Genomic DNA, 11,512 nt, shown 5'->3' on the forward strand with positions numbered 1-11,512 from the left:
ATGTACTCTTAAGCCGCGCGACCATGGCGCAGCAAGCGCCCAGGCAGCTTGTCGTTGGCAACGATCGTATCCTTGTTATTCTGGCGGATGAGCTTGCCGTTGACGACGACGGCCTCGATACCGCTCGCTTCGGATACGAGGCGGTCGGCGCCGGCCGGCATGTCGTAAACGCGCTTCAGCGGGCCGGGGTTGACGGTCTTCGGATCGAAGACGACGACGTCGGCGGGACGGCCCTCGGCCAGCACGCCGCGATCGGTGATGCCGAACATCTCGGCCGGGCGCTGCGTGAGATTGTGCACGGCTTCCTCGAGCGTGAAGACCTTGCGGTCGCGCACCCAGTGGCCGAGCAGGTGGGTCGAGTAGCAGGCGTCGCAGAGCTGGCTGGCATGGGCGCCGGCGTCCGAGAGCGCGATGATCGTGTTCGGATCGGTGATCAGCTCCGCCACTTCCTTCTCGTCGAAGTTCATGACGGCCATGCGGAAGCGGGTCAGCAGGTCGTCGGCCAGCGAGATGTCGAGAGCGAGATCGACCGGATCCTTGCCGAGCTTGGCGGCGGCCACGGCGAGCGGCATCTCCTCCAGCTCGCGATGCGACTGCGACCAGGCGATGACGACGCGGTCCCACCAGTTGCGGAACAGCGGCGTCACCTCGCTGCGGAGTTTCTCGCGCCACGCCGGGTCGGCATAGGCGCGGCGGCGGGCGCCGGGTTCCTTGGCGTCGGCTTTCGCCAGCTCGTTCATGAACGGCATCACGTCGAAGATGAACGGCTCGGCGAAAGTGACCTCGAAGTTCAGCGGCCGGCAACTCACCTGCGGGATCACCATGGCGCCCGACTTGCGCTGCTCGGCGGCGAGGTCGAGCTGCTTGCGATGGCCGCCCGGGCCGTAGAGGTGGGAGAGCAGGGCGGTCCAGGTGACGGGGATGTTGTACTTGCGGCTGACCTCGGCCATGTGCCGGGTCGAGAAATCGCGGCCGATCGTGATCTGCATCAGGCCGCGCTTCATCTCGCCCATGACCGAGACCAGCGAATCCATCTCTTCAACGGTGGCCTGGCGGCTGGGCACCGGCTTGCCGCCATAGCCGCTGTGGCTGACGGAGACCGAGGTGCCGAAGCCGATCGCGCCGGCTTCCATCGCCTCGTGGACCAGCTTCTTCATCGCGCCGATCTCGTCGGCCGTGGCGGCGCGCTCAGTCGATTCCTCGCCCATGACGTAGAGGCGCAGTGGAGTGTGGCCGAACAGGGCGGCGATGTTGATCGCCGAGCCGCCCTTCTCCAGCGTGTCGAGATATTGCGGGAAGGTCTCGAACGGCCAGGCGGTACCGAGGCCGGCTTCCAGCGCCTCGAGGCTCATGCCTTCGACCTTCTCGAGCGTCTGCATGATGATCTTGCGATGGATTTCCCGGGTCGGCGCTACGCCGAAGCCGCAATTGCCGATCACCGTCGTGGTGACGCCGTGCCAGGGCGAGATGGTGAGCATGCGATCCCACAGGATCTGGGCATCGTAGTGCGTGTGCACGTCGACGAAGCCTGGCGAGACGACCTTGCCTTTGGCGTCGATCGTTTGGGTGGCGGGCCCATCGGCCTTGCCGAGAGCGACGACCTTGCCATCCTTGATGCCGAGGTCGCCAACGAAGCCGGGCTTGCCGGTGCCGTCGACAATGGTGCCGCCGGTAATCTTGAGGTCGTACGTCATGGCCACTCCGGGGTAAACGGTTGTTCATACTGGCGTGGGTCTTCTGCAGGGGCAATGCCGTGCTTGCATGGCAAGGTCGCGCTGCTAGGGTCCGCGCGAATTTCGGGAGGTTTGAATGGCCAAACATAAGATCGCACTCATTCCGGGTGACGGAATCGGCAAGGAAGTCCTGCCGGAGGGCGTGCGTGTCCTCGAAGCTGCGGCGCGGCGTTTCAACTTCCAGCTCGAGTTCACCGACTTCGATTGGTCATGCGATCGGCTGCTGCAGACCGGCAAGATGATGCCGGATGACGGCATGGAGCAGCTCAAGGCATTCGAGAGCATCTTCCTCGGCGCCGTCGGCTGGCCGGGCGTGCCGGACCACGTTTCGCTCTGGGGTTTGTTGATTCCGATCCGCCGTGACTTCGACGAGTACGTGAACCTGCGGCCGGTGCGGCTGTTCGAGGGCGTGCCGTCGCCGCTGGCCAATCGCAAGCCGGGCGAGATCGACTTCTGGGTGGTGCGCGAGAACACCGAGGGTGAATACAGCCAGCTCGGCGGCCGCATGTTCCAGGGGACGGAGAACGAGTTCGCCGTCCAAGAGGCGGTCTTCACCCGTAAAGGCGTCGATCGCGTGTTGAAGTTCGCCTTCGAGTTCGCGCGCGGCACGAAGAAGCATGTGACCTCGGCCACCAAGTCCAATGGCATCATCCACACGATGCCGTTCTGGGACGAACGCTTCGCCGAGATGAAGAAGAACTATCCCGACATCAAGACGGACCAGTATCACATCGATATCCTGACGGCCCACTTCGTGCGCAATCCGGATTGGTTCGACGTCGTCGTGGGATCCAACCTGTTCGGCGATATCCTGTCTGACCTTGGTCCGGCGCTGACTGGATCAATCGGCGTGGCGCCCTCGGGCAACATCAATCCGGAGCGCAAGTTCCCCTCGATGTTCGAGCCGGTGCATGGTTCGGCGCCCGACATCGCCGGCAAGTGGATTGCCAACCCGATTGGGCAGATCTGGTCGGGTGCTATGATGGTCCGCCACCTGGGGTATCCCGAGGCCGCCGAGGCCATCGAACGGGCCATTGCGGCGTCTCTGGTCGAGGGCGGTCCGAGGACCCGCGACCTGGGCGGCAATGGCGACACTAAGACCGTCGGAGCAGCCATTGCAGAGCTCGTGAAGACGGTGTAGCAGCCGCATTATCATGGCGTTTGCACACTTCAGGGAGGAAACCACATGAAAAGACGCAACCTGTTCGCTACCGCAGCGGCGGCCGGTCTGGCGCTGGCTCCGCTCGGCGCGATGGCGCAAGCCTATCCGACCAAGCCGATCACCGTGATCGTGCCCTTCGCTGCTGGCGGTCCCACGGACGCGCTGGCCCGTGTCCTCACCGCCCGCATGAGCGAGGCGCTTGGCCAGACGATGATCGTCGAAAACCTTGGTGGCGCCGGCGGTACCATCGGCGTCAACAAGGCTGCCAAGGCGACGCCGGACGGCTACACGGTCCTGTTCACCCACATGGGCACGCTGGCGGTCAACATCGCGCTCTACAAGACGCTGCCCTATGACAGCCAGAAGGACCTCGAACCGATCGGTCTCGGTGGTACCAACCCGATGGTTCTGGTGACCAAGAAGGACCTGCCGGCCAAGAATTTCCAGGAGTTCCTGGCTTACGTGAAGGCCAACCAGAAGAAGGCGCAGTACGGCATGGCCGGCATCGGTGCTGCCTCGCACCTCGGCGGCCTGATGCTGAACAACATGATGAAGGTCGATGTGCTGGAGATCCCCTACAAGGGAACCGGCCCGGCGCTGAATGATCTGGTCAGCGGCCAGTTTGACTACATGGTCGATCAGGCGGTGAACGTGCTGCCGCAGATCCAGGGCGGCAACATCAAGGCGCTGGGTGTCAGCACCCTGAAGCGCCTGCCGCAGCTTCCCGATGTGCCGACCATCGATGAGGCCGGCCTCAAAGGCTACGAGGTCACGATCTGGAACGGCTTCTTCGTTCCGAAGAACACGCCGAAGGACGTCATCACCAAGCTCAATCAGGCACTGGTCGCAGCGCTGAGCGACGAGAAGACGCGTGCGCGCCTGATCGAACAGGCCGTCGATCTGCCGACGGCAAAGGAAGCGACGCCGGAAGCTCTGCGCGATCAGCTCAAGGCGTCGATCGACAAGTGGGTGCCCGCGATCAAGGCTGCCGGCGTTCAGCCGCAGTAGAGAGAAGCTTACGTCGAGAAGCGGGCCGCCCTTTGGGGTGGCCCGTTTCCTTTTGGGGGGGTGAGCTCGTTTTCCCGTCCGACAACGCGCGCGACAACATTTCGAGATCAGGCAGGCTTCTTTCCAATTCCCGCACACGATCCGGTGTGTCTTCGGGTAGCTGGGGAAGAATAATCGGATCGCCGGACAGGATGTCCGTTTCGATTGCGAGGCGAACGTCGGCGGGTCGGCCGACCCGGAGGCCCGCGATTACCCGACGATGTGCATGCTGTTGCGCACCACGCTTGCGGCTTGGGTTGTCGAAGATGTGTTTGCTGGGATCGGCAAATATGTAGCGATGATAGGGGCCGGTCCGGAGCCAGATATTTTCGATCATGCCGCACAGCGCCGGCAAAGCCGCCGCCTCGTACAAGCGGAAATGGAAGGCGCGATTCTGGATGGTCGCCTGGCGTGCATTACGCGCCATCTTGGCTTCGTCCAGTTGGCGATGGATCGATTCCAGTTCGTCGGCGAGACGCGGTTCTGCCTGCCTCGCCGCAGCTTCGGCCGCCATGCCTTCAAGCACGACGCGAATCACCCTGAGTTCGAGGAACTGGGCGCGTGTGAGAAGAGGGACGGTAATGGTGCGCCCAGGTCCCACGCTCAGTACTCGCTCGGCGACAAGCTGAAGGAGCGCTTCACGTACCGGTGTGACGCTAGCTTTCAGACGTTGCGCGACGTCACGAAAGGTCAGTCGCGCACCCGGCGCCAAGTCACCCAAGACGATGGCGGAGCGGATCTCGCGCAGCACCTGATTGGACAGGCTGACGTGCTCGACATGTTGCATGGCGGGTTGGATGGCCGTTTCGCTTAGGAGCCGCACGGCGGCTCAGGGTGCACGACGACGTTTGACAGGCAAGCGACCTCTGCTCACTCTGTCATATGTTATAACAAAGAAACCATCTTAGGGAAGGAAGGGCCGCCATGGCGCTGACCATCACTCAGATCCATCCCGTCTTCGCCGGAGAGGTTTCCGGCGTCGATCTGACGAAGCCGCTCAGCCGCGACGAAGCGAAGATGATCGACGACGGGATGAACCAGTACGCGGTGCTCGTTTTCCGCGATCAGAATATCTCGGACGAACAGCAGATCGCCTTTACGCGCAATTTCGGGGAACTCGAGGCCAAGGAGAAGCCCGGGAATATCCGCAAAGCGACAGAAAGCCGGTTAGGGGCGGGCATTAGCGACCTTTCCAACCTGACCAAGGATGGCAAGGTCATATCGGCGGACGACCGGCAGTGGTTCTTCAAGCTGGGCGACCGGCTCTGGCACTCCGACAGCTCCTACGCGGTGATCCCGGCAAAGTTCTCGGCCCTGTCGGCGCGTGCCATCCCGTCTTGGGGCGGTAACACCGACTTTGCCGACATGCGCGCCGCCTACGATGCGCTGGACGACCGCACGAAGGCCGAGGTGGAGGACCTGATCTGCGAGCACTCGCTGATCTTTTCGCGCGCGGCCGTCGGCTTCACCGATCTGACGCCGGAGGAGGTCGCCAACTTCAAGCCGGTGCGTCAGCGTCTCGTGCGGACCCATCAGGCCACGGGGCGCAAGTCGCTGTTCCTGTCGTCCCATGCCGGCGCCATCGTCGGCTGGACGATCCCGGAGGCGCGCTCCTACCTGCGCGAGCTGACCGAACATGCGACGCAGCGGGAGTTCGTCTACTCGCATCAATGGCGCCAGTACGATCTTGTGATGTGGGACAATCGCGCCACCATGCATCGCGCCAAGCGCTTCGACCGCAACGAGGTGCGCGACATGCGTCGCACAACCCTGGGCGGCGACCGTCCCACCGTGGAACAGGCCGAAGCGGCCTGAGCTTCGGTCTCCGATAAAACTGAAGAACGACAAGGCCGGCCTGAATGAGCCGGCCAACATGGGAGGAATGCCATGCATCGACGGAGCCTGCTCGCCGCCATTCTCGGGGGCGTGCCCCTCGCTGCCGCCTGGGGCCAGGAGTATCCGTCCCGCCCCGTGAAGGTCGTCGTCGGCTTTCCACCGGGCGGCGGCACGGACCTCGTCGCGCGCCCGCTCGCGGCGAAGGTCCAGTCGTTGCTCGGCCAGTCCTTCGTGATCGACAATCGCGGTGGTGCCAATGGTGGCGTCGGCCTCGAACTGGTCGCGAAGAGCCCGCCCGATGGCTACACGATCGGCCATGTGAACAGCAGCGTCGTCGTCACCAATCCGCTGCTCTATCGCAGCCTGACGACCAATGTAGAGCGCGACCTCGCGCCGATCTGCACCGTCGCCGATTCAGCGGTCGTGCTCGCGATCCCGGCCGAGCTGCCGGTGAAGAATCTCAGGGAGCTCGTGGCGCTGGCGAAGGAGCAGCCCGGCAAGCTGAACTTCGGCTCAGGCGGCCTCGGCAGCGTCGATCATCTGAGCTTCGAGGTGGTGAAGCGCCAGACCGGCATCGACTTTCTGCACGTGCCGTATCGCGGTGGCGGGCCGGCGCTGGCCGACATGCTGGGCGGCCGCGTCCAGCTCATGATCTCGAGCTTCGGCATGTACAAGGGCCAAGTGGATGCGGGTAAAGTCCGCATCATCGCCGTGCTCTCGCGCGAGCGTCATCCGGCGCTGCCGGACGTCATGACCGCCGTGGAGCAGGGCTGGCCCAATCTCGTCGTCTCCGTCTGGCAGGGTGTCGTCGCGCCGGCCCAGACGCCGCCCGCCATCCTCGACAAACTGGAAGGCGCCTACCGTCAGGCCGTTGCCGACCCCGAAGTCAGCGCGCTGCTCGTGAGCCTCGGCTATTTCCCGGTCTTCCGCGGCCGCAAGGAGACGGCGACCCTGATTCGCGAAGAAACCGCGCGCTGGTCGGCGATCATCAAGGAACTGGGCATCCAGCTCGACTAGGTCGGCGGATCAGGTGGTGATGCCCAGCGTGTCGAAGCCGATCTCCACGGACCGACGCGTATTGCCACCGTCGTCGCGCAGGGCCAGCACGACCCTGCGTTCCCACCAGTCGACATCGACCACGCCGAAATTGGCCGCGGCGTAGAGGGCGCCCAGCCTGTTAGGGCCGGCTTCCTTGGCAGCCCAGTAGACCATGTTGAGGCCACTCGAAGTGACCTCGTACAGCGGGTAGAGATCGGCCGGCGTCTCGCGATAGAGCGCGCCGATATGGCGGTCACCGGAGACCAGGACGACGCCCTTGGCGCCGCTGGCGCGGATCGTGTCGATCAGCTTCTGCTTCTCGAGGGGCATGTTGCCCCAGCGCTCCCAGCCATGGCCCTCGGCCAGTATCTGGGTGCTGGACACGATCAGACGTAACTCGGCAGGCTTGCGCAACTCTTCGGCCAGCCACGCCCATTGCACGGGACCCAGCATGGTCTTGGCCGGATCGGGATCCGGCAGGTAACGCTCCTTGCCCGGTGCGCCGCGCTGGTCGGTGACCTTGAGGGGAGAACGGAACCAGCGGACGTCGAGCAGGATGACCTGCACGCGCATTCCCGGCGGCCCGATGATCCGCGAGTCGTAGATGCCGTCGCGCTTGCGCCTGACGTCGGTGGCGGGCGCGTTCCAGAAATCGAGGAAGAGTTCCTTGGACACGGCCTTGTGCGCGAACTCGACGCCGCCGTCGTTGAGGCCGTAATCGTGGTCGTCCCAGACGGCGAGGTGGCTCACCGTATCGCGCAGCTTGGAATAACCCGCGACCTTTCCAGCTTCTTCATAGGCGTGCTTCAGATTGGCTGCATCGGCGGAATTGAAGTCGCCGTAGACATTGTCGCCGCAGAAGAGGAAGAGGTCGGGCCGGTACGACAGCACGGCATCCCAGATCGACTGGTCCATGGTCTGGTTGGCGCAGGAACCGAAGGCGATCCGCGACAGCGGTGGCCGGTTCTGCGACAGGGCAGGCGTGGCAGTGACGGCGGCAGCCGCCATCAGACGGGCAAGGGTACGGCGCGTGAACATGTTGACCACTGAAAAGCCAGGATCGAACGTTTAGATTGCACGTTGATGAAGCGCCACCTCAAACGCGTCCTCGAAGTCCTCCTCGTGCCCGTCGCGGCGGCGATCGTTTTCTTCGAGGATGTCCTTCTCCACTATCTCGGTCTCGCAATGGCCGCGGTTGCGCGTTGGCCGCCGATCGCACGAGTCGAGGCCTGGCTTGCAGGCCTGCCGCCCTGGGCCGCCCTGATCGCCTTCGTGGCGCCCTCGACCCTGGTACTGCCGGTCAAGCTCGCCGCGGTGTGGTTCGCCATGCAGGGCAAGTTCGTCCTGGCGACCGCTGCCATCGTGTTCGGCAAGGTCGTGGCGACGGCGCTTGTGGCGCGGCTCTACAAGATCCTGCGGCCGACGCTGCTGCGGCTCTCCTGGTACCTGCGGGCCGAGACCTGGCTGTTCGACTTCCGCGACCGGGTCTATGGCTTCGTCCGCGCACTACCGGCTTGGCAGGCCACCGTTGCCGTGATCCGGCGAACCAAAGCTTGGCTGGCGGAATTGGTTTCCGGAGTCACATCGCGCTAGGCTTTCTCCATGATGGAAGTTGTTGCTCTCGACGCGCCGCTGGGCGCTCGCATTGAAGGACTCGATCGCGCCAGTGCTAACGAGCCTGCCGTCGCCGCCAAACTCAACCGAGCGCTGGCCGAACATCTTCTTGTCGTGGTGCCGGGCGATCGTATGACCCCGGAGCAGACGCGGGTCTTCTCGGCGGCCTTTGGCAGGCCGCAGAAGCAGCTCCTGCGCTACAAGCGCAGTGGGGGCGTGCCGGACGTGTCGATCATGGTCAGCACGCTGATGGCCGACGGCACTACCGACAAGACGGCGATCCGTGCTGAAGACTGGCATACCGATGATTCGTATTTCGCGGTGCCGGCCAAGGCGACGCTCCTGCACGGCATCGAGATTCCGAGCCATGGTGGCGCGACCTGGTTCTGCAACATGCATTCGGTCTACGAGGCCCTGCCGGAGGCGACGCGCAAGCGCATCGATGGCCTGCGCGCGATCCATGGCTACGACACACCACGGGCGCGCAACCGGCCATCGGCGCGCACGCCTGAGGAGATCGCCGAGACACCCGACGTCGAGCATCCCTTGGTGCGGACGCATCCCGAGACCGGCCGCAGAGCGCTCTATCTAAATCCCAATAGGCTCGACCGCATCGTCGGGCTTGAACGAGCGGAGAGCGACGATCTTCTCGACGAACTCGCCGACGAGGCGCGCAAGCCGCGGCATCACCACGGCCATGTCTGGAGCGTCGGCGACATCGTGGTGTGGGACAATCGCGCCACGATGCATCGTGTAGTGATCGACTATCCGATGGGGGAGACTCGCATCATGCAGCGCGTGCTGATCGAGGGCGACAAGCCGTTCTGACGTCGCGTCGTACCTCGAGTCTTGATCCCACCTCCCGCCGTCCAATGAAGTAGAGCTCCAGCGAGCAGTCGTCCGCCTGCGGACCGACAGCGCGCGGGTTTTCGTGGAATTTAGATTCTGACCGGCTGGCCATGCGCGCCCGGGCTGACTATTGCAAATGTGAATTGACTATTGAGTCTAGTTATTTACTACAAAGTAAATATGACGATTGATGCTGATACCGAGCTGAACCTTCCGCACTGCGACGAGTTGCACGTCCAATTCGCCGACTGCGTCCTCTGGCTTCGATTGAACCGGCCGGCTGCGCTGAACGCGCTGACGCCGACCCTCGTCGATGGCATGGCGCAGGCCATTGCTGTAGCTGGAGCCAACCCACAGGTGCGGGTTGTGGTGCTCACTGGTGCGGGTCGCGCGTTCTGTGCCGGCGCCGATCTCAAGGAGAGCGAGAAGAGAAGCAAGGTCGCGCGGGGCAACGTCGCGTTCATCCGCGCCTTGGGCGCGCTCGCGACGGCCTTCGAGGCATGCCCGCGGCCGGTGATCGCCGCAGTCAACGGCATTGCAGTCGCTGGTGGGCTGGAGTTGATGCTCGCCTGCGACATCGTATTGGCCGCGGAATCGGCCCGTCTCGGAGACGCGCACGCCGACTACGCAATGTTTCCAGGGGCCGGCGCGACGGTCCGGCTGCCGCGACGTGTCGGTCTTGCGAAGGCTAAGGAGTTGATGCTGACAGGCGATCTTCTGTCGGCTGCGAACGCACTCGCCATCGGCCTCGTCAATCGCGTCGTGCCGGATTTGGCCCTGGAACACGAAGTGCTCGCGCTGGCCGCGAGGCTTGCCGTGAAGAGCCCGTTGGTGCTGGCCCGGATGAAGGAAGCGCTGAACGATACGACGGATCAACCCGCCGAAATCGCGCTGAGGCGGGAGCGTGACCTCAATGAGCTTCATGCTCTGTCATTCGATCGTGCTGAAGGCCTCGCCGCATTTCGCGAAAAGCGGTCACCGCAATTCCAGGGGCGCTAGCGCCCTACGATCGTCAATCCAACCGGAGTCCGGAAATCAATGACTACTCGATGCGCCATCGCCGGCGTCGGCATTACGCCGTTTGGCAAAAATCCGGAAGCGACTGTCCGAACGCTCGCTGAATCGGCAGTGAAGCAAGCAATGCAGGACGCAGGCATCGAAGCCCAGCAGGTCGATCAGGTCTATTTCGCGAATGCGGTCGCCGGGCTGATAACGGGGCAGGAGATGATTCGTGGACAGGCAGCACTGCGCTACACAGGGCTGGCGGGCAAGCCGATCATCAATGTCGAGAACGCGTGCGCGTCCAGCAGCACGGCGTTCTATCTCGCCTGGAATGCCGTGCGCAGCGGCCAGGCCGACGTCGTGTTGGTCGTTGGCTCCGAGAAGATGACGCACGAGGATAAGCGGGTCTCATTTGGCGCCTTCGCGACCGCTGTTGACCTCGAAGAACCTACGCCGGCACATGTCGGTACCGGCAGCGGCTCGATTTTCATGGATATCTACGCCGAGAAGACCCGCAAGTTCATGAAAGCCTCGGGCGCAACGGCCGCCGACTTTGCCCGCATCGTCGTGAAGAGCCGAAACGCCGGGGCCACCAACCCGATCGCTCAGTTTCGCAAGCCGACCACCGTCGACGAAGTGCTGTCGAGCCGGATGGTCAGTGACCCGTTGACCCTGCCGATGTGTTCGTCGATCAGCGACGGTGCTGCCGCCCTGGTGCTCTGTTCGGCCGATGCCGCGCGCCGCGTCGGTGTGGCTCAGCCGGTCTGGGTTGCGGGATCCGTGCTGGTGTCCGGCACCGGGGACACCACCCAGCCGATTTGTGCAGAGCGCGCGTCGGCGGCAATCTATGAACTCTCCGGCATTGGACCATCCGACCTGCACGTCGTGGAACTGCACGATGCGACCGCGCCGGCCGAGCTCATGCACTACGAGAATCTGTCGTTGTGCGCGCCGGGTACCGCAATCGATCTGCTGCGCAGCGGTGCCACGGATATGGGGGGAAGGATCTCGGTCAACCCGAGTGGCGGGCTGATGAGCCGGGGACATCCAGTTGGCGCGACCGGCGCAGCTCAGTTGGTCGAGCTGACCTATCAGTTGCGCGGCACCGCGGGCGCGCGCCAGCGCCCTGCTGCCAAGGTCGCTCTGGCCGAGAACAACGGCGGCCAAATGGGCCCGGACGCCGCCGCAGCGGTTGCGACGATCCTGCACGTTTGAGCCGAGAGACCCGCCG

Annotated in this window: 11 protein-coding genes; 8 read left to right on the forward strand and 3 right to left on the reverse strand. The window is 64.0% G+C overall.

The genetic code is table 11. The annotated features are described in order from the left end of the window. Window positions 1-8: 8 nt before the first annotated feature. The gene (locus tag EPO50_RS04055) at window positions 9-1,694 is read right to left on the reverse strand and encodes an amidohydrolase family protein (protein WP_296341374.1); all 1,686 of its coding nucleotides are present in this window, start codon (window positions 1,692-1,694) and stop codon (window positions 9-11) included. A gap of 115 nt (window positions 1,695-1,809) precedes the next feature. On the opposite strand from EPO50_RS04055, the gene EPO50_RS04060 reads away from it, so the two are divergent. Both EPO50_RS04060 and EPO50_RS04065 read left to right on the forward strand, forming a co-directional pair. Then, window positions 1,810-2,874: a tartrate dehydrogenase gene (locus EPO50_RS04060; RefSeq protein ID WP_296341375.1), complete on the forward strand. Its 1,065-nt coding sequence runs from the start codon at window positions 1,810-1,812 to the stop codon at window positions 2,872-2,874. Between the two features lie 45 nt (window positions 2,875-2,919). Beyond that, window positions 2,920-3,903: a tripartite tricarboxylate transporter substrate-binding protein gene (locus tag EPO50_RS04065; protein ID WP_296341376.1), complete on the forward strand. Its 984-nt coding sequence runs from the start codon at window positions 2,920-2,922 to the stop codon at window positions 3,901-3,903. Here EPO50_RS04065 and EPO50_RS04070 read toward each other — a convergent pair. Next, entirely contained in the window at window positions 3,875-4,729 is an 855-nt protein-coding gene (locus tag EPO50_RS04070) for a GntR family transcriptional regulator (protein ID WP_296341377.1), read from the reverse strand. The two genes, EPO50_RS04065 and EPO50_RS04070, sit on opposite strands and share 29 nt — an antisense overlap. Window positions 4,730-4,866: 137 nt before the next feature. On the opposite strand from EPO50_RS04070, the gene EPO50_RS04075 reads away from it, so the two are divergent. Together EPO50_RS04075 and EPO50_RS04080 are read left to right on the forward strand one after the other, a co-directional pair. Further along, on the forward strand, window positions 4,867-5,757 hold the full coding sequence (locus EPO50_RS04075) for a TauD/TfdA family dioxygenase (RefSeq protein ID WP_296341378.1): 891 nt from the start codon (window positions 4,867-4,869) through the stop codon (window positions 5,755-5,757). A gap of 72 nt (window positions 5,758-5,829) precedes the next feature. Then, on the forward strand, window positions 5,830-6,795 hold the full coding sequence (locus tag EPO50_RS04080; protein ID WP_296341379.1) for a tripartite tricarboxylate transporter substrate binding protein: 966 nt from the start codon (window positions 5,830-5,832) through the stop codon (window positions 6,793-6,795). A gap of 9 nt (window positions 6,796-6,804) precedes the next feature. Here the strand turns inward: EPO50_RS04080 and EPO50_RS04085 are convergent, their stop codons facing one another. After that, window positions 6,805-7,854 carry an alkaline phosphatase D family protein gene (locus tag EPO50_RS04085; RefSeq protein WP_296341380.1) on the reverse strand — a complete coding sequence of 350 codons (1,050 nt, stop codon included), beginning with the start codon at window positions 7,852-7,854 and terminating at the stop codon, window positions 6,805-6,807. 45 nt (window positions 7,855-7,899) lie between these two features. Between EPO50_RS04085 and EPO50_RS04090 the strand changes: the two genes are divergently transcribed. The 4 genes from EPO50_RS04090 (at window position 7,900) to EPO50_RS04105 (ending at window position 11,496) form a co-directional block, all read left to right on the forward strand. Further along, window positions 7,900-8,409, forward strand: a complete 510-nt coding sequence (locus EPO50_RS04090) for a hypothetical protein (RefSeq protein WP_296341381.1) — start codon at window positions 7,900-7,902, stop codon at window positions 8,407-8,409. 9 nt (window positions 8,410-8,418) lie between these two features. Further along, window positions 8,419-9,258: a TauD/TfdA family dioxygenase gene (locus EPO50_RS04095; protein ID WP_296341382.1), complete on the forward strand. Its 840-nt coding sequence runs from the start codon at window positions 8,419-8,421 to the stop codon at window positions 9,256-9,258. 201 nt (window positions 9,259-9,459) lie between these two features. Then, window positions 9,460-10,278 (forward strand): enoyl-CoA hydratase-related protein, encoded by an 819-nt coding sequence (locus EPO50_RS04100; protein WP_296341383.1) that lies wholly within the window; start codon window positions 9,460-9,462, stop codon window positions 10,276-10,278. 39 nt (window positions 10,279-10,317) lie between these two features. Then, the gene (locus EPO50_RS04105) at window positions 10,318-11,496 is read left to right on the forward strand and encodes a thiolase family protein (protein WP_296341384.1); all 1,179 of its coding nucleotides are present in this window, start codon (window positions 10,318-10,320) and stop codon (window positions 11,494-11,496) included. Window positions 11,497-11,512 lie beyond the last annotated feature (16 nt).

Origin of the sequence: Reyranella sp., from assembly GCF_004297405.1 — a bacterium.
In the GTDB taxonomy this organism is placed as follows: Bacteria; Pseudomonadota; Alphaproteobacteria; order Reyranellales; family Reyranellaceae; genus Reyranella.

Excerpts from the sequence above, each read along its gene's own strand:
- EPO50_RS04065 (WP_296341376.1), top strand. The coding sequence starts at position 2,920 with ATGAAAAGACGCAACCTGTTCGCTACCGCAGCGGCGGCCGGTCTGGCG.
- EPO50_RS04090 (WP_296341381.1), top strand. The coding sequence starts at position 7,900 with ATGAAGCGCCACCTCAAACGCGTCCTCGAAGTCCTCCTCGTGCCCGTC.
- EPO50_RS04070 (WP_296341377.1), bottom strand. The coding sequence starts at position 4,729 with ATGCAACATGTCGAGCACGTCAGCCTGTCCAATCAGGTGCTGCGCGAG.
- EPO50_RS04095 (WP_296341382.1), top strand. The coding sequence starts at position 8,419 with ATGATGGAAGTTGTTGCTCTCGACGCGCCGCTGGGCGCTCGCATTGAA.
- EPO50_RS04085 (WP_296341380.1), bottom strand. The coding sequence starts at position 7,854 with ATGTTCACGCGCCGTACCCTTGCCCGTCTGATGGCGGCTGCCGCCGTC.
- EPO50_RS04105 (WP_296341384.1), top strand. The coding sequence starts at position 10,318 with ATGACTACTCGATGCGCCATCGCCGGCGTCGGCATTACGCCGTTTGGC.
- EPO50_RS04075 (WP_296341378.1), top strand. The coding sequence starts at position 4,867 with ATGGCGCTGACCATCACTCAGATCCATCCCGTCTTCGCCGGAGAGGTT.
- EPO50_RS04080 (WP_296341379.1), top strand. The coding sequence starts at position 5,830 with ATGCATCGACGGAGCCTGCTCGCCGCCATTCTCGGGGGCGTGCCCCTC.
- EPO50_RS04100 (WP_296341383.1), top strand. The coding sequence starts at position 9,460 with ATGACGATTGATGCTGATACCGAGCTGAACCTTCCGCACTGCGACGAG.
- EPO50_RS04060 (WP_296341375.1), top strand. The coding sequence starts at position 1,810 with ATGGCCAAACATAAGATCGCACTCATTCCGGGTGACGGAATCGGCAAG.
- EPO50_RS04055 (WP_296341374.1), bottom strand. The coding sequence starts at position 1,694 with ATGACGTACGACCTCAAGATTACCGGCGGCACCATTGTCGACGGCACC.